Annotated in this window: 25 protein-coding genes; 11 read left to right on the top strand and 14 right to left on the bottom strand. The window is 59.2% G+C overall.

Features of this window, described 5'->3' with window-relative positions; genetic code table 11:
• Positions 1–4 precede the first annotated feature (4 nt).
• Positions 5–856 carry an S-formylglutathione hydrolase gene (fghA, locus tag LN244_RS00875; RefSeq protein WP_239040979.1) on the top strand — a complete coding sequence of 284 codons (852 nt, stop codon included), beginning with the start codon at positions 5–7 and terminating at the stop codon, positions 854–856.
• Positions 857–889: 33 nt separating this feature from the next.
• Here fghA and LN244_RS00870 read toward each other — a convergent pair whose 3' ends face one another.
• The 3 genes from LN244_RS00870 to LN244_RS00860 all read right to left on the bottom strand — a co-directional run bounded on the left by LN244_RS00870 (position 890) and on the right by LN244_RS00860 (position 2,538).
• Entirely contained in the window at positions 890–1,441 is a 552-nt protein-coding gene (locus tag LN244_RS00870; RefSeq protein WP_239040978.1) for a cytochrome P460 family protein, read from the bottom strand.
• A gap of 189 nt (positions 1,442–1,630) precedes the next feature.
• On the bottom strand, positions 1,631–2,107 hold the full coding sequence (locus LN244_RS00865; protein WP_239040977.1) for a peroxiredoxin: 477 nt from the start codon (positions 2,105–2,107) through the stop codon (positions 1,631–1,633).
• A gap of 77 nt (positions 2,108–2,184) precedes the next feature.
• Positions 2,185–2,538, bottom strand: a complete 354-nt coding sequence (locus LN244_RS00860) for a YacL family protein (RefSeq protein WP_239040976.1) — start codon at positions 2,536–2,538, stop codon at positions 2,185–2,187.
• A gap of 95 nt (positions 2,539–2,633) precedes the next feature.
• Here LN244_RS00860 and LN244_RS00855 point away from each other — a divergent pair, with 95 nt between their 5' ends.
• Together LN244_RS00855 and LN244_RS00850 are read left to right on the top strand one after the other, a co-directional pair.
• Positions 2,634–3,977: an ABC1 kinase family protein gene (locus LN244_RS00855; RefSeq protein ID WP_239040975.1), complete on the top strand. Its 1,344-nt coding sequence runs from the start codon at positions 2,634–2,636 to the stop codon at positions 3,975–3,977.
• Positions 3,974–4,735 carry an SDR family NAD(P)-dependent oxidoreductase gene (locus tag LN244_RS00850; protein WP_239040974.1) on the top strand — a complete coding sequence of 254 codons (762 nt, stop codon included), beginning with the start codon at positions 3,974–3,976 and terminating at the stop codon, positions 4,733–4,735. Before LN244_RS00855 ends, LN244_RS00850 begins: the two co-directional genes overlap by 4 nt.
• Position 4,736: 1 nt before the next feature.
• Here the strand turns inward: LN244_RS00850 and LN244_RS00845 are convergent, their stop codons facing one another.
• On the bottom strand, positions 4,737–5,045 hold the full coding sequence (locus LN244_RS00845; protein ID WP_239040973.1) for a 3D domain-containing protein: 309 nt from the start codon (positions 5,043–5,045) through the stop codon (positions 4,737–4,739).
• A 176-nt stretch (positions 5,046–5,221) separates the two neighbouring features.
• Here LN244_RS00845 and LN244_RS00840 point away from each other — a divergent pair, with 176 nt between their 5' ends.
• Positions 5,222–5,884 (top strand): 2OG-Fe(II) oxygenase, encoded by a 663-nt coding sequence (locus LN244_RS00840; protein ID WP_239040972.1) that lies wholly within the window; start codon positions 5,222–5,224, stop codon positions 5,882–5,884.
• Between the two features lie 7 nt (positions 5,885–5,891).
• Here LN244_RS00840 and LN244_RS00835 read toward each other — a convergent pair whose 3' ends face one another.
• Complete coding sequence (locus LN244_RS00835) at positions 5,892–6,881, bottom strand: serine/threonine protein kinase (protein ID WP_239040971.1); 990 nt, start codon at positions 6,879–6,881, stop codon at positions 5,892–5,894.
• Between the two features lie 174 nt (positions 6,882–7,055).
• On the opposite strand from LN244_RS00835, the gene LN244_RS00830 reads away from it, so the two are divergent.
• Together LN244_RS00830 and LN244_RS00825 are read left to right on the top strand one after the other, a co-directional pair.
• Positions 7,056–7,514 (top strand): YbjN domain-containing protein, encoded by a 459-nt coding sequence (locus tag LN244_RS00830; protein ID WP_239040970.1) that lies wholly within the window; start codon positions 7,056–7,058, stop codon positions 7,512–7,514.
• 210 nt (positions 7,515–7,724) lie between these two features.
• On the top strand, positions 7,725–9,608 hold the full coding sequence (locus tag LN244_RS00825) for a methyl-accepting chemotaxis protein (protein ID WP_239040969.1): 1,884 nt from the start codon (positions 7,725–7,727) through the stop codon (positions 9,606–9,608).
• On the opposite strand, the gene gcvA is transcribed toward LN244_RS00825, so the two are convergent.
• On the bottom strand, positions 9,598–10,500 hold the full coding sequence (gcvA, locus tag LN244_RS00820; RefSeq protein ID WP_275424714.1) for a transcriptional regulator GcvA: 903 nt from the start codon (positions 10,498–10,500) through the stop codon (positions 9,598–9,600). The two genes, LN244_RS00825 and gcvA, sit on opposite strands and share 11 nt — an antisense overlap.
• 138 nt (positions 10,501–10,638) lie before the next feature.
• On the opposite strand from gcvA, the gene LN244_RS00815 reads away from it, so the two are divergent.
• A complete protein-coding gene (locus tag LN244_RS00815; protein ID WP_239040968.1) occupies positions 10,639–10,824 on the top strand; it encodes an RSP_7527 family protein in 186 nt (61 codons plus the stop codon).
• Positions 10,825–10,859: 35 nt separating this feature from the next.
• On the opposite strand, the gene LN244_RS00810 is transcribed toward LN244_RS00815, so the two are convergent.
• The 8 genes from LN244_RS00810 to tkt form a co-directional block, all read right to left on the bottom strand.
• Positions 10,860–12,251, bottom strand: a complete 1,392-nt coding sequence (locus tag LN244_RS00810) for an HD-GYP domain-containing protein (protein ID WP_239040967.1) — start codon at positions 12,249–12,251, stop codon at positions 10,860–10,862.
• 58 nt (positions 12,252–12,309) lie between these two features.
• Entirely contained in the window at positions 12,310–13,188 is an 879-nt protein-coding gene (locus tag LN244_RS00805) for a DMT family transporter (RefSeq protein ID WP_239040966.1), read from the bottom strand.
• Positions 13,189–13,253: 65 nt separating this feature from the next.
• A complete protein-coding gene (locus LN244_RS00800; protein WP_239040965.1) occupies positions 13,254–13,685 on the bottom strand; it encodes a YceK/YidQ family lipoprotein in 432 nt (143 codons plus the stop codon).
• 9 nt (positions 13,686–13,694) lie between these two features.
• A complete protein-coding gene (locus tag LN244_RS00795; protein WP_239040964.1) occupies positions 13,695–13,970 on the bottom strand; it encodes a hypothetical protein in 276 nt (91 codons plus the stop codon).
• Between the two features lie 303 nt (positions 13,971–14,273).
• The gene (fba, locus tag LN244_RS00790) at positions 14,274–15,338 is read right to left on the bottom strand and encodes a class II fructose-bisphosphate aldolase (RefSeq protein ID WP_239040963.1); all 1,065 of its coding nucleotides are present in this window, start codon (positions 15,336–15,338) and stop codon (positions 14,274–14,276) included.
• Between the two features lie 34 nt (positions 15,339–15,372).
• Positions 15,373–16,539, bottom strand: a complete 1,167-nt coding sequence (locus LN244_RS00785) for a phosphoglycerate kinase (protein WP_239040962.1) — start codon at positions 16,537–16,539, stop codon at positions 15,373–15,375.
• A gap of 35 nt (positions 16,540–16,574) precedes the next feature.
• Positions 16,575–17,594, bottom strand: coding sequence for a type I glyceraldehyde-3-phosphate dehydrogenase (locus LN244_RS00780; protein ID WP_239040961.1), 1,020 nt, complete (start codon positions 17,592–17,594; stop codon positions 16,575–16,577).
• 54 nt (positions 17,595–17,648) lie between these two features.
• On the bottom strand, positions 17,649–19,643 hold the full coding sequence (tkt, locus tag LN244_RS00775; protein WP_239040960.1) for a transketolase: 1,995 nt from the start codon (positions 19,641–19,643) through the stop codon (positions 17,649–17,651).
• Positions 19,644–19,916: 273 nt separating this feature from the next.
• On the opposite strand from tkt, the gene metK reads away from it, so the two are divergent.
• The 4 genes from metK to LN244_RS00755 all read left to right on the top strand — a co-directional run bounded on the left by metK (position 19,917) and on the right by LN244_RS00755 (position 23,888).
• Positions 19,917–21,107, top strand: a complete 1,191-nt coding sequence (gene metK / locus LN244_RS00770) for a methionine adenosyltransferase (RefSeq protein WP_239040959.1) — start codon at positions 19,917–19,919, stop codon at positions 21,105–21,107.
• 124 nt (positions 21,108–21,231) lie between these two features.
• Positions 21,232–21,960 (top strand): 16S rRNA (uracil(1498)-N(3))-methyltransferase, encoded by a 729-nt coding sequence (locus LN244_RS00765; protein WP_239040958.1) that lies wholly within the window; start codon positions 21,232–21,234, stop codon positions 21,958–21,960.
• 30 nt (positions 21,961–21,990) lie between these two features.
• Positions 21,991–22,944 (top strand): glutathione synthase, encoded by a 954-nt coding sequence (gshB, locus tag LN244_RS00760; protein WP_239040957.1) that lies wholly within the window; start codon positions 21,991–21,993, stop codon positions 22,942–22,944.
• On the top strand, positions 22,941–23,888 hold the full coding sequence (locus tag LN244_RS00755) for an energy transducer TonB (RefSeq protein ID WP_239040956.1): 948 nt from the start codon (positions 22,941–22,943) through the stop codon (positions 23,886–23,888). Before gshB ends, LN244_RS00755 begins: the two co-directional genes overlap by 4 nt.
• Positions 23,889–23,900 lie beyond the last annotated feature (12 nt).

Genomic DNA, 23,900 nt, shown 5'->3' with positions numbered 1-23,900 from the left:
CAGCATGTCCTATACAGCCCCCGAGCTGATCGCCAGCAACAAGTGCTTCGATGGCTGGCTCAAGCGCTACAAGCATGCTTCGACTGCGACCGGCACGGAGATGGTCTTTGCCATCTACCTGCCGCCGCAGGCACAGACGCAGCCGGTACCGGTGCTGTACTGGCTCTCCGGCCTGACCTGCACCGACGAGAACTTCATGCAGAAGGCTGGTGCTCAGCGCATCGCCGCCGAGCTGGGGATCGCCATCGTTGCTCCGGACACCAGCCCTCGCGGCACCGACTTCCCGGGCGAACATGACAGCTACGACTTCGGCTCTGGCGCCGGGTTCTACGTCAACGCGACGCAAGCGCCCTGGTCGGCCAACTATCGCATGTACGACTATGTGACCGACGAGCTGCCGGCGCTGATCGAGCAGCACTTCCCGGTTACCGACAAGCGTGCCATCAGCGGCCACTCCATGGGCGGCCACGGCGCTCTGATCTGTGCCCTGAAGAATCCGGGGCGCTACACTTCGGTATCGGCCTTTGCGCCGATCAGCAACCCGAGCAACTGCCCCTGGGGTGAAAAGGCCCTGTCCGGTTATCTGGGCGAGGAGCGTGAAACCTGGAAGGGCTGGGACAGCTGTGAACTGATCGCCCACGCGGAAGAGAAGCTGCCGATTCTGGTCGATCAGGGAGAGGCTGATGACTTCATGACCGAGCAGCTGAAGCCCGAAGCGCTGCAGGCAGCCTGTGACGCGGCCGGACATCCGCTGGAGCTGCGACTGCGTCCCGGTTATGACCACAGCTACTTCTTCATCGCCAGTTTCATTGAAGAGCACCTGCGATACCACGCCAGTGCCCTCGAGGCCGGTTAACCTCAGCACCGGCCTGATGGCCGGTGCACCCGCCTATTTATAGCGGTCGTGGTTGAAAACAAAATCACTACCCTCAGCCGCCTGATGGCAGGCGATACAGCCAGTTGGCATACCCTTGGCCACGCGTCCGGCCAGGGCTATGCCCTTGGGGTTCTTCATCACGTTGCCACGAGCATCGTACTTGACGTAAAACCAGTCACCGTTATCAGCATCGTAGCCGGCCTCGCGTTTGAGCATGATGGTAACCGCCTGCAGGTAACGCGCAGGATCATTGATGACATCATCCACACTGATCCCATCCCCACCGTAATTCCGCTTCACAATCAACGGCCCGGATTGACCATGCAACTTCACCGGTGTTTCGATCAGTTCCAGAATCATGCCGTGTGGGGGCATACCCTTGTAGGGCCGCGTCATAACGGCGTTGTCACCGGCCAATCCCTTGTATTCCATCAGAGCCCATAGTGATGTCGCCAGTTCCAAATCATCCTTGTTGCCGAAAGGAGCTTCGGCCAGTGACGGCATTGCCAGCCCCAGTGAGCTGCCAAGAACCAGCGCCGAAATCAATTTGCGTAAAGGTTTCATAGTAACTCCCGCCTTTGGGATTGAATGACTCCCAGATCGTGCTGAAAGTGCCTTCAGTATTGTTCAGCGAGGCGAGGTATGCCGACCATCACAAGATTGATCGGTTATGAGGGTAGTCCGAGGGGTTACAAGGGGCCACAAGAAGCAGCCCCGGACGGTGCAGCCAATGTGAGCTGCCAGAGCTATGGATTAGAGCGCGGCGAGAATGGTGTCGGCGCTGCTCTTGTCGATTCCCTTCTGGTCTACGTTGAGCAGCTCCACCACACCGTCATTGACGATCATGGCGTAACGCTGACTGCGCTTGCCGAACTGGACGCCGGACAGGTCCTGATCCAGCCCCATCGCCGAGGCAAACTCGCCGATGCCGTCGGCCAGCATGGTGATCGCTTCGGCATTCTGCGCCTTGCCCCAGGCATCCATCACGAACACGTCATTCACAGAGGTACAAATGATGGTGTCCACGCCCTTGGCCTTGATCTCGTCGGCCTTGACCACGAAACCGGGCAAGTGAGTCATGGAACAGCCCGGCGTGAACGCACCCGGTACCGCAAACAATACCACTTTCTTACCGGCAAAAAGGTCTGCCGTGTGAACGGCTTCCGGGCCTTCCGCGCCCATCACGCGCAGCTCTACATTGGGAATGCGATCACCGATCTGAATGCTCATGCTGTACTCTCCAGGGAGTCTATAGTTGACTAATTCACTCGGGATTGTAGCAGGGAATTTTCCTCCCTGCCTAGATCTCATACCTGCAGATATTCGATCCAGCCGCGCAGCAGATCGATAAAGTCTTCCAATCCCGCTTCGCAGGCTTCATCCGCAAGGCCGTAGCCCTCCTCCAGAGCATCCAGCTCCCCTTCTGCCTGCAGCCAAACCCGGGCACTTTCACAGTCCAACTGCAGGCTGATCTCGTGGCCGTGCCAGTCAAACTGACCACGACGCTCTGCCAGCAGCCTGTCCGCCTGTTGCAGAATACGTTGCGCCTCGACCCTGTTGTCACCCAGCTCTTCACTGAGCCAGCGTCCAAACAGAGCCTGTTCCATTTCCACAGTCGCTTCCGGCTGGTCATACAGGTCACGCCTGAACTCATATTCCACGTTTTTACACCTCAATCATGCACCGTTCGCGCTCAGGGCGCGTAAGCTCACATGATACATCAGCCCTCTGGAAGGCCGGAGCCTTGGAAGCACAGATGACCGACACCGATTACAAGTCACGCCGCTCGGCGGCCGTCCCCAGCAGCCGCCTCTCACGCATGGCCAGCCTGACCGGCCTGGCCGGACGCGTTGCCGGCAATCTGGTGGCCGAAGGAAGCAAACACTGGCTCCGCGGACAGCGTCCCGCCATGTCCGAATTGCTGCTGAGCCGCAAGAACCTGGAACAGGTGGCTGATCGTCTGGCGCGCATGCGCGGTGCCGCAATGAAACTGGGCCAGCTGATCTCCATGGACTCCGGCGCCCTGCTGCCGCCCGAAATGGCGCAGATACTGGAGCGCCTCAGGGATGACGCGGTGATCATGCCGGCAGCCCAGCTGGTCAGCGTTCTGGAAGAGAACTGGGGCAGCGACTGGGATCAGCGCCTGGCCCAGTTCAGCTTTGAGCCCGTCGCCGCGGCCTCCATCGGCCAGGTTCACAAGGGTCGTACTCATGGCGGACGGGAGCTGGCGATCAAGATCCAGTACCCCGGTGTGCGCCGCAGCATCGACAGCGATATTGATAACGTGGTCTCCCTGCTGCGACTCAGCGGGTTGCTGCCACGGGATATGGATATCGATCCGCTGGTGGCAGAGGCCAAGCAGCAGTTACGCCTGGAAACCGACTACCTGCATGAGCAGCGCCAGCTATTGGCCTATGACGCGGCGCTGAAAGACTTCCGTCACTATGACGCACTGGCGTTGCCCGGCGTTGACCCGGACCTGTCCACCGAGCAGCTGTTGTGCATGGACTTCCTTGACGGAGTCAGCCTGACACAGGCTGCCGCACAGCGACCTGAACTGCAGCACCAGATACCGGCGCTGCTGCTGGAGATGTTTTTCTGCGAGCTCTTTCAGTTGCGTTCGGTGCAGACCGACCCCAACCCGGCCAACTATCAGTACAGCCTGCAGCAAGACCAGCTGATTTTGCTGGACTTCGGCGCGGTGCGTCATTTCCCGACCGAGTTTGTCCGCCACTATCACAGCGCCATCTGTGCCGCCACCGACCGCAATGCCGCTGCACTGGCCGGGGCACTTGAGGCTCTGGGCTTCTTCAGCCAGAGACATGATGCCGCCAACCGAAAGGTGGTACTGGAGATTTTCATGGAGGCGACCGAGCCGCTGCGCACCCCCGGCCCCTATGATTTTGGTGGCTCCGACCTGGCACGTCGTATCCATGAACGCGGCATGGCAATCAGCAGCGACCCCGATGCCTGGCACACCCCCCCCGCCGATGTGCTCTTCCTGCACCGCAAGATGGGAGGTCTGTTCATGCTCGCGGCACAGCTCGGTGCCCGCGTGGATGTCCATGCCATTTTCAGCCATTACCGGGAAATGCCATGAGCCTGCTCGCATCGTTCAACTCACCGATTAACGTTGTACTGGTTGGCGCCAGCGGCGGTATCGGTCAGGCACTGCTGCACGCCCTGCTGGCCGATCCGGGCATCGCAGGGGTGCATGCCCTGTCCCGCTCTACACCGGAAACGCTCGTCAGTCTGGTCGCCCAGCATCCGCAACGTCTCAGCTGCGATACCATCGACCTGAACGACGAGTCTGCCATCGCCACTGCGACTGAGCGGCTCGGTGATCTGGCACCTGATCTGGTACTGGTAACAACAGGGCTGTTGCATGATGGCGGCAAGATGCCGGAAAAAAGCTGGCGTGCGCTGGAAACGGATTATTTTCATCAACAGATGCAGATCAACGCGCTGGCTCCGGCACTACTGGCCAAGCACCTGATCCCGCGGATGCCAACGGCACGACGTGCCGTGTTTGCGGTACTCTCGGCACGGGTGGGCAGCATCGGCGATAACCGTTTGGGCGGCTGGTACAGCTACCGCGCGAGCAAGGCCGCGCTGAATATGCTGCTGCGCTGTACAGCCATCGAGGCGAAACGGCGATGGCCACAACTGGTCGTTGCCGGCCTGCACCCCGGCACCGTCGATACGGCACTTTCACAGCCCTTTCAGGGGCGTGTCCCCGAGGGCAAACTGTTTACGCCGGCCTTTGCAGCCGAGTCATTACTGAAAGTGATAGACGGCCTGACTCCGGATCAGAGCGGTCGAGTCTTTGCCTGGGACGGCCAGGCGATTCCACCCTGATTCACTCCTCCTCGTCCGGTGTCCAGCGGATGGTCACGTCACGCACACCCCACGCCCGCGCGGCCTCGATATCCTCACCCATGTAGATGTCGATCTTGCGCTGCCAGCGCTTGTTCATCTTGTCCAGCACCCGGTATTGGCCGGGCAGTCCTTCAATCTCGATCAGCGTGTTGTGACTCAACCCTTCCCGTATCAGGTCGCGTGAGACGGCCACCGCCTTCATGCCCGGTTTCAGGGTGTCGCCCCAGGCGGCTAATGTAGGGTTGTCGTTGGTCTGAGCTTCGACCGAATTATATGCACTCGCCTGCACGGTCAAGCTGCGCGTTTCCGGAACGGCCTCGCCGCATCCGGCCAACGCGGACAGCGCAAGAAGAAACAACCACTTAAAGGGAGAAGCTGTCATTTATCACCATAATGCAAACTTTTTCGTGACTTTTCACACGCCCAGCAGTATATAGCATCATCCTGTAATGAGAGGATGCCGTCGTGTATTCACCCCCTGAACTCGCCCTTGATCTGCAACAGAGTCTGTTTGACAAGATCGCGGACGCCCTGGTCGACACCGGTTACATTATCCTGCCTTCGGCCTTGCCGGAAACCCTGACCACAGATCTCTATCAGCACCTGCAAGCGCTCAATGATCAGCAGTTTCAGCGGGCGGGAGTCGGGCGTGAACAGGATCACCAGTTGCACGGCGGTATCCGCCGCGACCAGATCCGCTGGCTGGGGCGTCAGTCTCCCGTTGAAGCCCAGTACCTGGACTGGATGGAGCAGCTCAGAGAGGGGATGAATCAACGCCTGTTCATGGGGCTGTTCGACTACGAAGCCCACTTTGCGCACTACCTTCCGGGCGCCTTCTACAAACGCCATCTGGATGCCTTTCGTGGCCAGACCAACCGCGTCCTGACCACGGTACTCTACCTCAACCCGGACTGGGACGAGCATCAGGGTGGCGAACTGCTGATCTGGCCGGAACCGGACAGCGATCAGGTTATGGAGCGGGTGGTGCCCCAGATGGGCACCCTGGTGATTTTCCTCAGCGAACGCTTCCCGCATGAAGTCCTGCCAGCCGCGACGGATCGCTACAGTATTGCCGGCTGGTTCAGGGTCAACACCAGCATCAATAATCAGATCGATCCGCCGCGCTGAGCGGCTATCACAACAGCTGTAGCGGCGGTTGCTGCAACGCACTCAACTGTTCGCGCAGCTGCAGAATGTGCTCTCCCCAATACCGCTCGGTATTGAACCATGGGAAGTTGCGCGGGAAGGCCGGGTCCTGCCAGCGCCGCGCCAGCCATGCGCTGTAATGCATCATGCGCAGGGTACGCAGCGCTTCTACCAGGTGCAGTTCGCGCGGATCAAAGTCGCCAAATTCATTGTATCCCTCGATGACTTCCGACAGCTGCAACTGCTGTTGCTGTCGATCATCGCCGGTCAACAGCATCCACAGATCCTGAATCGCCGGCGCCATGCGCGCATCATCGAAATCGACGAAGTTGGGCATATCGTCTCGCCACAGAATGTTGCCGCCATGGCAATCGCCATGCACCCGGATGGACCGCACATCGCCAGCTGCCTGGTAGCATGCCTCAATACCGGCCAACAGATCTGCGGTCAGGCTGACGTAGGCCTCACGCAGGGAAGATGGAATGAAATCTGCGGCGATCAGTTCGACGCTGTCGCGTCCATAACTCTGAATATCCAGTGCCGGTCGGGTCTCAAAGGGGTGCATGCCACCAACCAGATGAATACGCCCCAGCGTCTGACCCAGCTGGTACAGGTGATCCGGGTCACCCAGTTCAGGGGCTCGGCCGCCACGACGGGGGTACAACGCAAAACGGTAGTCTTTGAAGTGAAACAGGCTTTCACCTGAATCATTGAGCATCGGCGCCACGACCGGTAGCTCCTGTTCGGCCAGTTCGAAGCAGAACCGATGTTCCTCGTGAATCTGAGCATCACTCCAGCGGCCGGGACGGTAAAATTTGGCGATCAGCGGCTCACGCTCGTCAAGCCCCACCTGATACACCCGGTTTTCATAGCTGTTCAGCGCCAGTATGCGGCCGTCACTGAGATGGCCGAGGGACTCTACCGCATCGATGACGGTATCGGGCGTAAGCTGATAGAAAGGCTGATCGTGATCCGGCATGGCGCACCTGCAGAGTGAACAAACCCCTATTCTAGCCCTGCCCCTGCCTTCGGCTCCAACTATTCATGCAGCAGACCCACTCCGCGCCCCAGATCAACGCAGCCGTGGTTCGGGGTACCCTGTCATGCTCATATGCGCAATAATGGCGGCAGACATCAACACATGGAGCGACCGATGAAAGCGATACCGACCATGCTGCTCGCAGCGGGACTGAGTGTGACGAGTGTACAGGCAGCACCCCTGATCGATGCCACCGACCCGGAAAAACTCGTACAGCTGGTGCGAGGCTTCGGCTCAGCGACTCTGGAAAAGGATGACTACGGTGATCCGCTGATCACGGGCCGTATCAACGGCAGCAAATACGGCATCTACTTCTATGGCTGCAACGACAGCCGTAACTGCAATGACGTTCAGTTTTCCGCCGCCTGGTCCGGCTATAACGTCTCCATGAGCCGCATCAACGAGTGGAATCAGACCAAGCGCTACGGCAAGGCCTATCTGGACAGCGATGGCGATCCCAACATCGAGATGGTAGTCAACCTCAAGTACGGCGTCAGCCGCGAGAACTTCGATGACACCATCGACTGGTGGATGCTGACCATGAAAGAGTTCGAACAGCATATCGACAACTGATCGCTGTCAGCTCTCAGGACGAGCCACCCATCCTCGGCTCGTCCACCTCTCCCTTCCTCCTACCCTGCTGCCGCAAGTCGCCCGCCTGAAAGTCTCGGCCTAACCCTGCCCATATTTTACGAACTCTCACTTTTGACATACATTTTCTGAAGAAGTCTGTTCAGGGACGAGCCACCCATACCCATTTGCTGCTACAGAGGTTATTCCAACATGAAAGTAGCTCATAAGGTTGCATTGGCGGCGTCCCTGGTTGTGATTATCGCCTTCACTGCTTTCTCAATTTTCCAGTACAACTCGGTGCGCTCGGCGCTTTACACCAAGGCCGAAGACAGTGTCAGAGAGGCGTCCACCTCGCTCAGCCATGAGGTCAGTTACTGGCTCAACGCCAAGCTCGATCTGATCAACCTGATGGCAGAAACCATCTCGGCCGATTTCAGTCAGGACAGCATCGACTGGATGTTCGCCGCCCCGGTGCTGAAGCAGCAGTTTTTGCTGGTTTTCGGAGGTCTGGAGACTGACGGCAAGGCGATCAAGAATGATGACAGCTGGAACCCTCCCCCGACCTGGGACGCTCGCCAACGCCCCTGGTACCCGGTCGCCAGGGATAATAATGAAGCCGTACTCACTGCACCCTATGCCGACTCCGAAACCGGCAATATCCTCATCTCGGCGGTTGCCCGATTGACTGACAAGGGGCAGTTTGTAGGAGCCATTGGCGGGGACATCAGCCTCACCTCCGTCGCCGAAACCATTAATGCAATCAACTTCAACGGCACGGGCTACGCCTTTCTGGTCAGCCGAGACGGCAACATCATCAGCCATCCGAACACCGAGCTCAACGGCAAACCACTGGCAACGCTTCTGGGGCAGAAACCCTCCAAATTCAACGCCCGTCTGCAGCCGATCGAGCTGCAGGGCAGCACTCAGTTACTGGCGTTCCAGCCGGTAGCGGACCTGCCCGGTCGTGACTGGCTGATCGGTGTAATGCTGGATGAGAGCAAGGTCATGGCCGACGCCAACGAATTCGGCCTCTGGGCCATCGCCGGTGCGGTATTAAGTACTCTATTGAGCTGTGTCGTCCTCTACCTGCTGATGCAGCGTATTCTGGCACCACTGGGACGCCTGACCCAGGCGCTGGGTGAAATCAGTCAGGGCGGCGGCGACCTGACTCAGCGCCTCAACCTGGAGTCCAGAGATGAGTTCGGCGGGCTTGCCAAATCCTTCGACAGTTTCATCTCCTACCTGCAGAGTCTGATCAGCGAGATCAAGCGGGAAGCCGCGAGCATGCAGGAAAAGGCGGCCAATACAGCTGACTCTGCCGCCACCTCCACCTCGCACATTCGCCAGCAGCTGGACGAACTGGACCAGTTGGCCACGGCGATGCATCAAATGTCAGCGACCGCCCACCAGGTTGCCCAAAATGCCCAAACTACCGCAGAGGCCGCACAAGAAGCAGATCGATCCGCTCAGGACGGTGCCCGGGTCGTTGAACAGACCCGCAATGCCATCGACTCACTGGTGGCGGACATGAATCATGCCATGGCCAACATCAACCAGCTCACTCTCTACAGCAATAACATCGAGTCGATTCTGACCACCATTGTGGATATCTCCGAGCAGACCAATCTGCTGGCCCTGAATGCCGCCATCGAGGCCGCACGCGCAGGTGATCTGGGTCGCGGTTTTGCCGTTGTCGCAGATGAGGTCCGGGCACTCGCGTCCCGCACCCAGCAGTCCACCACCGAGATTCGCGGCATGATCGAGCAGCTGCAACAGGGAGTCGCCAACGCCGAAAGCAGCATCCGCGACAACACGGATCGCGCGTTGGAGACCCAGAGTTACGCCCAGAAAGCCAGTGAGTCTCTGGCCAGCATTCGTGACAGCATCCGCTCCATCAACGAGATGACGGTGCAGATCGCTACCGCGGCTGAAGAACAGAGTTCAACCACTGAAGAGATCAACCGCAACACCACCAACATTCGGGATCTGAGCCAACAGGTGTCCAATGGCGCCGAACAGCAGACCGAGCTGTGTCAGACCATGAACACCCTCAGCCAGCAGCAGAGCCAGCAGCTGGGGCGCTTCAAGGTGTAGTGCCCTCTCCGCCAGCCGGTGTCAGATCCTGCTGCATTTCAGCCAGGATCCAGTCACGAAACGCCTCCATGCCATAGGTCAGGGGGCGTTTTTCCTGATACACCAGATAGAATCCCTTGGGCTTGTCCAGGGTGACATCGAACGGGATCACCAGCTGTCCCGAGTCCAGTTCCCGCTGCACCAGCGCCCTGTCCGCCAGGGCAATACCGATACCTTCAATAGCCGCGGACACTGCCAGCGCCGTGCTCGAGAACGACATGGTACGCGTCAGTGCAGTGGCACGAATGCCCAGCTGGTTCAGGATCTGCGGCCACTCCTGACGTCGTCCGCTGACATGAATCAGGGTCTTGTTGAGCAGGTCCCGCGGCTCAACTAACCCTTGCATCAGCGCCGGGCTGCACACCGGCGTCGACACCAGATGACGCAGGAAGTGAATATCCACCCCCTTCCAGTCGCCTTCGCCGTAATACACCGCCATGTCCGTATCGGAGTGTTCGAAGTCCACATAGCCGGTGGTGGCACTGAACCTGAGCTCCACATCGGGATACTGTTCCTGGAAGCGGGAGATTCGCGGCACCAGCCAGCGACTGAGAAACGCCGGGGCCACACTGATGTTGACCGCACTGAGGTTGGGAGACGTCATCAACCGTCGCGTCGCACTTTCGACTTCGTCCAGCGCCAGCTGGACCGACGGCAAATACCGTTCACCGGCAGCGGTCAGGCTCACCTGCCGGCGTTCGCGACGAAACAGCTTCAAGCCCAAGAATTCTTCAAGTGACTTGATCTGATGACTGATCGCAGAAGGCGTCACGCACAGCTCCTCCGCGGCCTCGTTGAAGCTCTGATTGCGGGCGGCAGACTCGAAACTGCGCAGGGCATTGAGGGGTGGCAGGCGACGAATGGGATGTCTCCTCTGACTGTTTAGTTTTTCTCAACTATAGCCTGAAAATCTATCCTTTGTCGCCCACATCTTTAGACCTTAGTATTAGCCCCGTCAATTAACTGCCCACTTAAGGAGCTCTACTCTAAAATGTCCGACTTCAACCGCATGGTAATGACACAGAATGGTCTGGTAGACGTGGATTACTATGTTGAACAGGCTCGCCGCGAGCGCGCCGAATTCATCGCGAACGGCATCAAGTCTCTGGTTCGCAACATCGCTCGCATGGTCAAGCCACGCCGCCCTCTGGCCGGCGCTTCAGCACTGGTACACTGAGTAGACGCAGGGGCGGCATCTATTGGTCCGCCCCTTCAGTCGATCAGCGCCAACACACCTTCCTGCTCACCCGTCGCTACCCTTTCCAAGGCCTGCTGCAGCGCTTCAAAGCAGCGCAGATCAATCGCGGAATGCAGATTCTCGGCCATCATTTCCAATGCTCTGGGCACTGGAATGGCACCCCTGTAGGGTCGTTCGGCCGTAATGGCATCAAAGATGTCGGCCGTTGTGATGATCCGGGTTTCCAGTGAGATTTGTTCATCCTTGAGTCCACGGGGATAGCCCTTGCCATCCATTCGCTCATGGTGGGCACCGGCAACCTGTGATAGCTCCGCAAACGCCGCAATACGTGACAAGATTTCTTCCGTGAAGCGGGCATGGTTTTGCACCTGCCGCCACTCGTCCTCATCCAGTTTGCCCGGCTTGTCCAGGATACTGTTACTGACCCCCAGCTTGCCGATATCGTGCAGCAGAGCCCCTCGCCGCAACCAGCGCCGTCGCTCATCCGGCAAACCCAGCTGCACCGCGATAAGGTCCGTGTACAGTGCGACCCGCTCACTGTGTCCAGCGGTATAGGGACTCTTGGCGTCCACCACCTGGCCGAAGGCGGCTGCGATCCGATCCAGACAATCATCGTCCACCAGCCACTCATGATCTGCCGGGGGCAGCGTCAAAATCTGCTCCATCAGGTCGTCGCTGGCGAGTGAGGACCAGAAGTCAGGGCGAGCCGCGACCCGTTCCAGTGCATCCACCAGTTCAGGATCAAACCAGTGTCCTCGCCGCTCACGAGCCTCTGTCAGTGCGGCCTCGGGGCCTGCTGCGGTATAAAACACATCCACCACCTGCGCCAGCAGGGCAATACGTGCATACAGGGGTATGGCGTCACCGGCCAGTCCCTCGGGACGACCGCTGCCGCTCCAGTGCTCGTCCAGACTGTGGATACCGCTGGCCACGGCTTCACTGAAACCCAGATCACGCGCAATGGCGGCACCGCGCTCACAGCGGGTTCTGGTTAACTCTGTCGCCAGGGTCTTGCCATCACGCACCACACGCAGCAAGCGCTTGAATTGCTCGGCAATACCCTGATCCCGGCCGGTATGCCTGAGCAGGAAACTGACCACCTGACCCAGACTGCCGTTGACCCATTTGAAGTCCCGTTTGAAGCTCAGGTCATCGGTGCCGTACAGTTCGCAGATGCGTGCCGCATTGCTGCTGCACCCCAGATCCTTGAGCAGCAGGGTGTAATACAGCTCCCAGCGGGCATCGGCATCCAGCCCCAGCGGTTCGGCCAGTTGCATGCCGATCCAGCAACAGCGCACGCAATGCCCCGGAGGCTGTCCCTCGGTCATGTCCAGCGCATGGGATAGCGCACTGATCAACTCTGACAGTTTCAACCCGCTGTAACGGGTGGTGCTCCAACGCTCCATACGCTATCCCCTGTTCAGGCGTACTTTTTCCACTATAGGATAATTATCGATGGCCGGATCATGCCCACCGGGTACCACGCGGAAACCAGCGTGGCCAGGCCGTGTTAAGCCAGATGGAAGCCAGAATGACACCACCCCCAATCAGCAGACGGGGCAGGTCCGCGTCGCGATTCCAGATCAGCAGATTGACCACCAGCCCGGCCGGGATCAAGGCATTGTTCATGATACCCAGCGTCCCCGCATCCACCAGGGTTGCACCACGATTCCAGAAGAAGAATCCAAGGCCCGAAGCTACCAGGCCCAGCCAGCCCAATACGCTCCAGTGCACAGTCGTCTGCGGCAGCTTGGCCATATCGCCCAGCAGCAACCAGGCGGGCAGCACCAGCAGAAAGGCACCGATAAAAAAGAAACCAAAACTGTGCCAGCTCTGGCGACCGCTTTGGTCATAGTGCCGGATCAGATGTGCATAGCCGACCTGGCCCGCCGCAAAGGTCAGATTGGCCAACTGAAGCAGCAAAAAGCCGCGCACAAAGTCATCACTGACCTGATCGTAACGAATGATGGCCGCACCAATGACCGCAACCAGCGTCGACACCAGCGGGGCAATACTGAACCGCCGCTGCAGCAGATTATCGATCAGGGCCACGTAAAGCGGTGTGAAAATGGTGAACAGCAGTACTTCAGGCACACTGAGGTACTCGAAGGAGAGGTAGAGACAGATATAGGTCAGACCGAACTGCAAGGCTCCGACCCCTGTCACGCCCAGCATCAGGCCTGCGGGTAATCGCGCGGGTCGCAAAAGCGGGAGAAAAAGAGCACCGGCAAGAACCACGCGGGTCAGCACGGCAAAGTAACTGTCGACCTGACCGGCAAGATATTCGCCGATCAGGCTGAATGACAGGGCCCACAGCAGGGTGACCGCTATCAGGTAGGGCATGATAAATCCTTTCAGCTGAGCAAACAGCCTAGCATACCCCGTCAGCCGGTTGGCGACACTGCCGTTTAGAGGATCAAGGACGCGGGGGCCTTACCTTGCTGGCCGGTACTGCCATGCAGGGCAAGATACTGATCGGGGGTCAGCACCAGCGCCCGATCCAGTTCTACTTCAATACCCGCCTGAGACTTGAGCAGACGTTCCAGCTCATCCCGGTCCGGGTGTCCCTCAAAGCTGATCTGCCGGCTGCTGTCCGGACTACCCGCATCGGCGCTACGCCCACCCGGCAGGTAGATGGTGCCGTTGCTGAAATCCACGGCAAAAGCAATGACACCCGGTACGAAAAAGAATAACAGGCCGATACCATCCAGGACCGCCACACCAGGATCAATGCGGCCACTGACCTGCCCTTTGCGCTCGGGGTGCATGATAGTGCCACAGCCACTCAGCACCAGTGACAGGCTCAATATGGCAACGCTCAACGTGCGCGTGTTCATCATCGAACCTCCTCAGCTCTGGCTGTCGGTGATCAACTGCTCGGCATAGGGCTGAAGCTGGCTCAACTGTGGGCCATTAAGCTGCTCCGTGGGCAACAAGGCTTCAGGTTGCTTGAGCGGCACCGGCAGCTCGACATGTTCACGAGCATCCGGGTTGATGACGTAGGGTTCTTCACCGCTGGTGAGAATCACCAGACGCGGCTCATTGTTCGGCAACAACGGCTTCAGGGCTTCCGGCAACCCGATCACCGCCAGCATCACGGTCAATACCAGTGTCAGACGTACCATCCTGTTTACTCCTTTCTATGACAGCTAGCCTGATTAAACAAATACTGTGCCAAATTTAAATTTAATTTTTAAAAACATACACTTAAAAGAAAGCCTTCCCGTTTGAGCCGATAACCTGGACCCAGGAACAACAACAAGTGTCGCCATTTGCCTGATTCATCCTGCATTCATATTCGCGCCCTATATAAATCAATGACTTATACAGTCTCACTTAAGCGACATCATATCCTCTCTGAACAACAGGCAGAAAAAAACCCGGCTGGACCCTGAGGTCCACGCCGGGTTTTCAGACAAGCCGACCGATCAGTTGATCTTGGCGTCCAGCTCACCGGTCATGTAACGCTCAGCCATGTTCTCCAGCGAAATCGCCTTGATCTTGCTGGCGTGGCCGGCGGTACCGAAGGCTTCATAACGAGCGATACAGATGTCGCTCATCGCCTGCATGGTGGCCTTGAGGAACTTGCGCGGGTCGAATTCGGACGGATTTTCCGCCAGGAAACGACGTACGGCACCCGTAGACGCCAGACGCAGGTCAGTATCGATGTTGACCTTGCGCACACCGTACTTGATGCCTTCAACGATCTGCTCAACCGGCACACCGTAGGTTTCCGGAATCTCGCCACCGAACTGGTTGATCACCGCCAGCCACTCCTGAGGTACGGAGGACGAACCGTGCATGACCAGATGAGTGGTCGGGATGCGCTCATGGATCGCCTTGATGCGATCGATCGCCAGAATGTCACCTGTCGGCGGCTTGGTGAACTTGTAGGCACCGTGAGAGGTACCGCACGCGATCGCCAGGGCATCCACGTTGGTCGCCTTGACGAAATCAGCCGCTTCGTCGGGATCGGTCAGCATCTGGTCGTGGGTCAGGATACCCTCGGCACCAATACCATCCTCTTCACCGGCCTGTCCGGTTTCCAGTGAGCCCAGGCAGCCCAGTTCACCTTCCACGGAGACACCACAGGCATGCGCCATTTCAACGGTGCGACGTGTCACGTCGACGTTGTAGGCATAGTCGGTTGGGGTCTTGCCGTCTTCACCGAGGGAGCCGTCCATCATCACGGACGAGAAACCCATGGCGATTGAACGCTGGCACACCGCCGGGCTGGTGCCATGATCCTGGTGCATGCACACAGGCACATCCGGAAACTCTTCGATCGCCGCCAGAATCATGTGGCGCAGGAAGTTGGAGCCCGCGTACTTGCGCGCACCGGCAGAGGCCTGAACGATCACCGGAGAGTCGGTCTTGGCCGCCGCTTCCATGATCGCACGCATCTGCTCCAGGTTGTTGACGTTGAACGCCGGAATGCCGTAGCCATATTCGGCGGCATGGTCCAGCAGCTGACGCATGGAGATCAGAGCCATGGTTTCACCCTTTGAATTGGTTAATCAAAAAATCTTACTTCGCCGCGCGCGCTTCCAGTACGGCTACTGCCGGCAGCACCTTGCCTTCCACAAACTCAAGGAAAGCACCGCCGCCGGTGGAGATGTAGGAAATCTTATCAGCGATGTCGTATTTATCCACCGCGGCCAGGGTGTCACCACCGCCGGCGATGGAGAAACCGGCACTGTCGGCAATCGCCAGCGACAGGGCCTTGGTGCCTTCACCAAACTGATCGAACTCGAATACGCCAACCGGACCATTCCAGATGATGGTACCGGCGCTGGTCAGCAGACCTGCCAGGTTCTTGGCAGATTCGGGACCGATATCCAGGATCATTTCATCTTCGGCCACATCATCGGCGGACTTGATCACGGCCTCGGCAGACTCGGCGAACTCCTTGGCCACGACCACATCCACCGGCAGCGGGATGTTGACCTTTTCCATCAGCGCCTTGGCCGCCGGAATCAGGTCATGCTCGCACAGGGACTTGCCCACCGGCTTGCCGGCGGCGGCCAGGAAGGTGTTGGCGATACCGCCACCCACGATCAGCTGGTCACACTTCTCGGACAGGGCGTTCAGCACTTCCAGTTTGGTTGACACCTTGGAACCGCCGACGATCGCCGCCATCGGACGTGCCGGGTTATCCAGCGCCTTGGCCAGTGCGTCCAGTTCGTTGGCCAGCAGCGGACCCGCGCAGGCGATCGGGGCGAATTTGGCCACGCCGTGAGTCGAAGCCTGAGCGCGGTGAGCCGTGCCGAAGGCATCCATCACGTAGACGTCGCACAGTGCAGCCATCTTTCTGGACAGCTCTTCGTTGTCCTTTTTCTCGCCCGGGTTGAAGCGGACGTTTTCCAGCAGGACCAGTTCGCCCTCTTCCACCTCGAAATCGCCATCCAGCCAGTCCTTGACCAACGGCACCGGACGCTGCAACAGCTTGCCGATGTATTCGGCAACCGGTGCCAGCGAGTATTTCTCTTCGTATTCGCCTTCAGTCGGACGTCCCAGGTGAGACATCACCATCACCTTGGCGCCGGCTTTCAGTGCCACTTCGATCGTCGGCAGGGAAGCACGGATACGGGCGTCGGAGGTCACCTGACCATCCTTGACCGGAACATTGAGATCTTCACGGATCAGCACGCGCTTGCCGGCCAGATCCAGATCAGTCATCTTCAAAACGCTCATCAGAGGGATTCCTGTTTCTTGTTTGATTCAGTCATTCAGTCCTTGAGCTGCAGCCAGTACCGGGAGATATCCAGCATCCGGTTGGCAAACGCCCATTCGTTATCGAACCAGCACAGCAACTTCAACAACCGCCCGCGGGATACCCGAGTCTGGGTTCCGTCCACCACGGCAGAGCGAGGATCGGTATTGAAGTCCATGGAGGCATGGGGTTCTTCGGTATAGCCCAACAGACCGGCCAGTTCATTGTCGGCAGCCGCACGCAGCATGGCATTGACCTCATGCGGGTCGGTATCCTGCTGCAGGTTGATCGACAGGTCCATTAGCGAAACGTTGATAGTCGGCACTCGCACATGCAGGCACTCGAATCGTCCCGCCAGGTGCGGCAAAAGGCGATCAAGGCCGCGATTCAGCCCGGTATCCACCGGAATGATCGACTGCATGGCACTGCGCGCCAGGCGCAGGTCACTGCGATGATAGCTGTCGATCACCGGCTGGTCGTTCATCGCCGAGTGAATCGTGGTGGTCACTCCGCTGTCGATGCCAAAATGTCGATCCAGCAGATGCAGTACCGGCACCACACAGTTGGTGGTACAGGAGGCCGCCGAGGCAATGCGGTGCTCAGCCTTCAAGGTGTGCTCGTTGTAGCCGAACACCAGCGTCGCATCAATATCAGGCTGTGCCGGGTGCGAGTACAGCAAGCGCTTGGCGCCACTGGCCAGATGCCGCTCAGCGTCGGCACGGGTCTTGAACGCACCGGAACACTCCAGTACCAGATCCACATCCATATCGCCCCAGGGGATCTGTTCTGGCTCGGCCTGACTGAACACACGGATTCGGTCACCGTTGATCAACAGCGCGTCACCGTCATTGCCCACCGGGCACGGAAAGCGACCATGGGTGGTATCGTAACGGGTCAGATAGGTGAGGGTGTCCAGGTCGGACAACTCATTGATCGCCACCACCTGCAGCGTTCGCTGCAGGCCGCGCTGGTAGATCGCCCTCAGGACACCCTGACCGATACGGCCATAACCGTTGATCGCGATTCTGTAACTCATGCCGACGCTCATGCAGAAAGCATAACCGGGCGCACAGGGCGCCCGGGCAACTGCTTAAAGCAGGCTTTCAACAGTGCTGACAACGTTGTCGACAGTGAAGCCAAAGTGCTTGAACAGCTCACCGGCCGGAGCCGATTCACCAAAGCTGCGCATGCCGATGATCGCACCGTTGAGGCCAACGTACTTGTACCAGAAGTCGGCATGAGCCGCTTCTACGGCAACACGAGCAGTAACGGCTGCCGGCAGAACCTGCTCCTTGTAGACAGCGTCCTGCTTGTCGAAACGTTCGGTACAGGGCATGGACACGACGCGGATCTGCTTGCCCTGTGCGGTCAACGCTTCGGCTGCATCCATTGCCAGTGACACTTCGGAGCCGGTGGCGATCAGGATCGCATCCGGAGTACCGGCGCAGTCACGCAGGATGTAGGCACCGCGCTCAATGGCCGCAATCTGGCCGGCATCACGGTTCTGATGCGGCAGATTCTGACGGGAGAAGATCAGTGAGCTCGGACCATCGTTGCGCTGTACGGCTGATTTCCAGGCGACACCGGATTCCACGGCATCGCAGGGACGCCAGGTTTCCATGTTCGGTGTCAGACGCAGGTTAGCGATCTGCTCGATCGGCTGGTGGGTCGGGCCGTCTTCGCCAAGACCGATGGAATCGTGGGTGTAGACGAACAGCGCGCGCTGCTTCATCAGTGCCGCCATACGCACCGCATTACGGGCGTATTCCATGAAGACCAGGAAGGTGGCGCCGTACGGAATGAAACCGCCATGCAGGGCGATACCGTTCATGATGGCGCTCATGCCGAACTCACGGACACCGTAGTGAATGTAGTTGCCGCTGGCGTCGTCGCGGGTCAGGCCCTTGGAGCCGGACCACAGAGTCAGGTTGGAACCGGCCAGGTCGGCAGAACCGCCCATGAATTCCGGCAACATCGGGCCAAAGGCTTCGATGGCGTTCTGGGAGGCCTTGCGAGAGGCGATGGTGTCGCCCTTCTCGGCCACCTGCGCGATCCAGGCATCGGCTTTCTCGACGAAGTCCGCCGGCAGATCACCGGACAGGCGACGCAGCAGCTCGTCGGCCAGTTCCGGGTACGCCGCCTTGTAGGCGTTCAGACGCTCGTTCCACTCGTTTTCGGCACGGGTACCGGCATCACGGGCGTCCCAGTCAGCGTACAGCTCTTCAGGAATTTCGAACTCCGGGTGAGGCCACTGCAGTGCATCACGGGCCAGCATGATCTCGTCATGCCCCAGGGGAGCACCGTGGCACTCTTCCTTGCCCTGCTTGTTCGGAGAGCCGAAACCGATGATGGTTTTGCAGCAGATCAGCGTCGGCCGTTCAGTGTTCTCGCGTGCCTGTTCGATGGCGGCACGGATCTGGTCGCTGTCGTGACCGTCGACGCCACGGATCACCTGCCAGCCGTACGCTTCGAAGCGAGCCGGGGTATCATCGGTGAACCAGCCTTCAACTTCACCGTCGATGGAAATGCCGTTGTCATCCCAGAACGCGATCAGCTTGCCCAGACCCAGGGTACCTGCCAGCGCACAGGCTTCGTGTGACACGCCTTCCATCAGGCAGCCGTCGCCCATGAAGGCATAGGTGTAGTGATCGATGATCTCGTGGCCGTCACGGTTGAACTGTGCAGCCAGCGCCTTCTCGGCAACCGCCATGCCCACCGCATTGGTGATGCCCTGACCCAAGGGGCCCGTGGTGGTTTCAACACCCGGACAGTAGCCGTATTCGGGATGACCCGCCGTCTTGCTGTGCAGCTGACGGAAGTTCTTCAGATCGTCAATGCTGACATCGTAGCCGGTCAGGTGCAGCAGTGAGTAGATCAGCATTGATCCATGGCCGTTGGACAGCACGAAGCGGTCACGGTCGTACCAGTGCGGATTGCCGGGATTGTGCTTCATGAAATCGTTCCACAGCACTTCGGCGATATCCGCCATGCCCATCGGGGCACCCGGGTGACCGGATTTGGCTTTCTGTACGGCGTCCATGCTCAATGCGCGGATGGCATTGGCAAGTTCTCGGCGAGAGGACATTCATCTACTCCTGGGGCTGGACCCAACCTGAGGTTTACGGATTCGGGAAATTAAAGGCGCAATTTTCACCCAGAAGGCGACCGGCTTCAAATCCAAATACGCAAATAGAGCGTTTTTCATGTGCAATGCGCAAAATTTTCAAGCAAAAACCGGTTCGAGGTTATGCAAGCACGCAAGGCTGACGTTAAAATAACCGGTTTTAGACAACACTATCTCAATTATCAGCCGGCCTCCTCTGGCCGAGACTGACCCTGTGTGAGGATTTTTCCCGGAATGAGCGAATACAGCCTGTTCACCTCCGAGTCCGTGTCCGAGGGACACCCGGACAAGATTGCCGACCAGATCTCCGATGCCGTGCTGGACGCGATCATCGCAGAAGACAAGTATGCCCGTGTTGCCTGTGAAACCATGGTCAAGACCGGCGTGGCGATCGTCTCCGGCGAAATCAGCACCTCGGCCTGGATCGACCTGGAAGAACTGGTTCGTGGCGTGATCTGCGACATCGGCTACACCTCTTCCGACGTGGGCTACGACGGCGAAACCTGTGGCGTCATCAACATCATCGGCAAACAGTCCGTGGACATCGCCCAGGGCGTTGACCGCAGCAAGCCGGAAGACCAGGGCGCGGGCGACCAGGGTCTGATGTTCGGCTACGCATCCAACGAAACCGACGTTCTGATGCCGGCACCGATCACCTTCTCTCACCGTCTGGTTGAACGCCAGGCTGAAGCACGCAAGTCCGGCCTGCTGCCCTGGCTGCGTCCGGATGCAAAGTCACAGGTGACCTGCCGCTATGAGAACGGCAAGCCGGTTGCGATCGACGCGGTCGTACTGTCTACCCAGCACAACCCGGACGTTTCCCAGGCTGACCTTCAGGAAGCGGTACAGGAGCTGATCATCAAGCACGTACTGCCGGCTGAACTGCTGCACAAGGGCACCCAGTACCACATCAACCCGACCGGCAAGTTCGTCATCGGCGGCCCGGTGGGTGACTGTGGCCTGACCGGCCGCAAGATCATCGTTGACACCTACGGCGGCATGGCCCGTCACGGTGGCGGCGCATTCTCCGGCAAGGACCCGTCCAAGGTTGACCGCTCGGCCGCTTACGCCGGTCGCTACGTGGCCAAGAACATCGTCGCTGCCGGCCTGGCCGACCGCGTCGAGATTCAGGTGTCCTACGCCATCGGCGTCGCCGAGCCGACATCCGTATCGATCAACACCTTCGGCACCGGCAAGATCAGCGACGACAAGATCATCGAACTGGTCCGCGAGCATTTCGATCTGCGTCCGTACGCGATCACGCGCATGCTCGACCTGCTGCACCCGATGTACCGCCAAACTGCCGCTTACGGCCACTTCGGACGCTCTCCGTTCGAGATGACCGTGGGTGACGACACCTTCATGGCGTTCCCCTGGGAGATGACCGACAAGGCTGACGCCCTGCGCGACGCTGCCGGCCTCTGATACCGACCAGCGACACTCCTGCACTGTCTGTTCTTCAAACGGGCAGACAGTGCCCTCTCCACTGGCATCACTCGCATTCGATGCGACATAATAGCGGCTTGTTTATCCAAACAGCAGGACGCTCATGCGCATACCCCGCGTCTATGAACCCCAGCCGCTCTCTGCCGGCAACCTGATCGAACTGTCTGACACCAGCGTGCAGCATCTGGTGCGTGCCTTGCGCCTGCGCGACGGTGATTCTATTCGCCTGTTCAACGGCGATGGCGCCGAATATGTCGCCACCCTGACCGGCGTTGACAAGCGCCGCGCCAGCGCGCAGATCACCGAGGCAACCCATCCCGCTGTCGAATCAGGCCTGCCCATCCATGTCGGCCAGACGCTGTCGCGTGGCGAGCGCATGGATTATGCCGTACAGAAAGCCACCGAAATGGGCGTTACCCAGATCACTCCCCTGACCAGCGAACGCTGCGAAGTCCGCCTCAAGGCCGACCGCGAAGACAAGCGCCTGCGTCACTGGCAGCAGGTCGCCATCAGCGCCTGTGAGCAGAGCCAGCGCACCCGGGTGCCCGAGATTCTGGAGGTCAGCTCACTGGAGGAGTGGATCAGGAACGTCGACGCTGAACTCAAGCTGGTGCTGCACCACCATACGGCGCAGCCGCTGCAATCGATGTCTGCACCCGCTTCGGTCGCCCTGTTGATCGGCCCCGAAGGCGGTCTGACCGAAGCCGAGGTCGACGCGGCCCTGGCCGCCGGCTTCCAGCCCGTTGCCTTTGGCCCGCGGGTGATGCGCACCGAAACCGCACCGATCACGGCCTGCGCCATCCTGCAATACCTCTGGGGCGACCTGGGGTAATCTCATCCATTTCAGCACAGGACACAGATGATGACAGTCAAAGTCGGCATCGTGATGGACCCCATCGAGGCCATCAGCTACAAGAAAGACAGCTCTCTGGCCATGCTCTGGGCCGCACAGCGCAAGGGCTGGGAACTGCACTACATGGAGCAGCAGCACCTGTTCCTGCGTGATGGCAAGGTCAAGGCACAGATGGCGCCGCTGAAAGTCGCCATGGATCCGGAAAACTGGTTCGAACGTGGCGACTATGCCATTCGCGATCTGGCTGACCTGGACGTGATCCTGATGCGCAAGGACCCGCCGTTCGACAACGAGTTCATCTACAGCACTCACCTGCTGGCCATGGCCGAAGCCGAAGGGACCCTGATCGTAAACCGTACCGGCAGCCTGCGCGATTTCAACGAGAAACTGTTCGCCACGCACTTTCCGCAATGCTGTCCGCCGGTACTGGTCACCCGTCGTGAAGACCTGCTGCGCCAGTTTCATGCCGAGCACAAGAACGTCATTTTCAAGCCGCTGGACGGCATGGGCGGCTCTTCGATTTTCCACATCCGCGAAGATGGCACCAATCTGGGCGTGATCATTGAGACACTGACCGCGCACGGCACCCAGACCATCATGGCGCAGAAGTACATCCCCGAGATCAAGGATGGCGACAAGCGCATTCTGATGATCGATGGCGAGCCCGTGCCCTATGCTCTGGCACGCATCCCCATGGCGGGCGAGACACGCGGCAACCTGGCGGCCGGAGGGCGCGGTGAAGGCCGCCCGCTGAGCGATCGGGATCGCTGGATCGCCGAGCAGGTGGGACCAACACTGAAAGAGAAGGGGCTGCTGTTCGTCGGCCTGGATGTGATCGGCGATTACCTGACCGAAATCAACGTCACCAGCCCGACCTGTATCCGTGAGCTGGACAGCCAGTTTAATCTCGATATCGGCATGCAACTGATGGACTGCATAGAAGGGAAGCTGGCAGCACGATGAGCACCATGGACGACCATTTGCCACTCTGGCATCACCTGAACAGAGACAGCTTCGGCTTCATGCTGTTCATGGCCACGCTGGCACATGGCGTCCTTCTGCTTGCCCTCAGCTTCACGCTGCCGGAGGTCGAGCCGCCGCAACAAACACTGGATGTCACCCTGGCGCAGTATCCACAAAAGGAAGAACCCGAAAAGGCGGACTTCATCGCCCAGCACAATCAGCGCGGCAGTGGCAGCGCCGATCAGGCAGCCACGCCCTCGACCACCGAGATCGCCCCTCTGGCGAGCACCGAATCAAGGCTGCAGGCAGCCCAACAGCCACCCGCCCCGGAACCGGCCAAGCCCACCCCTGTCACTGAGCCCAGCGCAGGCCAGGAGTCGGAACGGCAAGGCCAGGACAGCCGTGCGCAGCGCCCCCAGATCAGCCGTCAGACAGAGGACGCCACGCAGAACACCCAAGCCAAACCTGACAAACAGGCTGCAGTTCCCGCTGCCCAACCCAGCAGCTCAACATCGCTGATGGCGCGCAGTCTCGAGATGGCCAGTCTGCAGGCCAAACTCGATCTGATCCGCGAGGAGCGCGCGAAAAAGCCCCGGGTGCTGCGACTGACTTCGGCGGCAACACGCGCCCACAAGTACGCTGCCTACCTGGACAACTGGCGCCGCCGCGTCGAGACCGTGGGCAACCTGAACTACCCCGAACAGGCCCGCCGCCAGGGGCTTCAAGGCACCCTGCGACTGCTGGTTGCGCTGAACCCCGACGGACAGGTGGTCAATATCGAGATCCTTTCTTCATCCGGCTATCGAATTCTGGATGATGCCGCCATCCGCATCGTGCAGCAGGCGTCCCCCTTCCAGAGTTTCCCGGTGGAAATGCGCAAGCACGTGGATCGTCTTGAAATCATTCGCACCTGGAAATTTGAGAAACAGGCCCGGGTGTACTAAGCCTAAACTAAC

The organism is Marinobacterium sediminicola, from assembly GCF_022343685.1.
Lineage (GTDB): Bacteria > Pseudomonadota > Gammaproteobacteria > Pseudomonadales > Balneatricaceae > Marinobacterium > Marinobacterium sediminicola.
This window is presented reverse-complemented; position numbering and strand designations above follow the sequence as displayed.

Coding starts and splice junctions, on each gene's coding strand:
- LN244_RS00825 (WP_239040969.1), top strand. CDS start 7,725: ATGAAAGTAGCTCATAAGGTTGCATTGGCGGCGTCCCTGGTTGTGATT.
- tkt (WP_239040960.1), bottom strand. CDS start 19,643: ATGTCCTCTCGCCGAGAACTTGCCAATGCCATCCGCGCATTGAGCATG.
- LN244_RS00765 (WP_239040958.1), top strand. CDS start 21,232: ATGCGCATACCCCGCGTCTATGAACCCCAGCCGCTCTCTGCCGGCAAC.
- LN244_RS00850 (WP_239040974.1), top strand. CDS start 3,974: ATGAGCCTGCTCGCATCGTTCAACTCACCGATTAACGTTGTACTGGTT.
- fghA (WP_239040979.1), top strand. CDS start 5: ATGTCCTATACAGCCCCCGAGCTGATCGCCAGCAACAAGTGCTTCGAT.
- LN244_RS00755 (WP_239040956.1), top strand. CDS start 22,941: ATGAGCACCATGGACGACCATTTGCCACTCTGGCATCACCTGAACAGA.
- LN244_RS00870 (WP_239040978.1), bottom strand. CDS start 1,441: ATGAAACCTTTACGCAAATTGATTTCGGCGCTGGTTCTTGGCAGCTCA.
- LN244_RS00810 (WP_239040967.1), bottom strand. CDS start 12,251: ATGGAGCGTTGGAGCACCACCCGTTACAGCGGGTTGAAACTGTCAGAG.
- LN244_RS00805 (WP_239040966.1), bottom strand. CDS start 13,188: ATGCCCTACCTGATAGCGGTCACCCTGCTGTGGGCCCTGTCATTCAGC.
- fba (WP_239040963.1), bottom strand. CDS start 15,338: ATGGCTCTGATCTCCATGCGTCAGCTGCTGGACCATGCCGCCGAATAT.
- LN244_RS00835 (WP_239040971.1), bottom strand. CDS start 6,881: ATGCCGGATCACGATCAGCCTTTCTATCAGCTTACGCCCGATACCGTC.
- gshB (WP_239040957.1), top strand. CDS start 21,991: ATGACAGTCAAAGTCGGCATCGTGATGGACCCCATCGAGGCCATCAGC.
- LN244_RS00865 (WP_239040977.1), bottom strand. CDS start 2,107: ATGAGCATTCAGATCGGTGATCGCATTCCCAATGTAGAGCTGCGCGTG.
- LN244_RS00785 (WP_239040962.1), bottom strand. CDS start 16,539: ATGAGCGTTTTGAAGATGACTGATCTGGATCTGGCCGGCAAGCGCGTG.
- LN244_RS00800 (WP_239040965.1), bottom strand. CDS start 13,685: ATGATGAACACGCGCACGTTGAGCGTTGCCATATTGAGCCTGTCACTG.
- LN244_RS00795 (WP_239040964.1), bottom strand. CDS start 13,970: ATGGTACGTCTGACACTGGTATTGACCGTGATGCTGGCGGTGATCGGG.
- LN244_RS00815 (WP_239040968.1), top strand. CDS start 10,639: ATGTCCGACTTCAACCGCATGGTAATGACACAGAATGGTCTGGTAGAC.
- LN244_RS00780 (WP_239040961.1), bottom strand. CDS start 17,594: ATGAGTTACAGAATCGCGATCAACGGTTATGGCCGTATCGGTCAGGGT.
- LN244_RS00855 (WP_239040975.1), top strand. CDS start 2,634: ATGACCGACACCGATTACAAGTCACGCCGCTCGGCGGCCGTCCCCAGC.
- metK (WP_239040959.1), top strand. CDS start 19,917: ATGAGCGAATACAGCCTGTTCACCTCCGAGTCCGTGTCCGAGGGACAC.
- LN244_RS00830 (WP_239040970.1), top strand. CDS start 7,056: ATGAAAGCGATACCGACCATGCTGCTCGCAGCGGGACTGAGTGTGACG.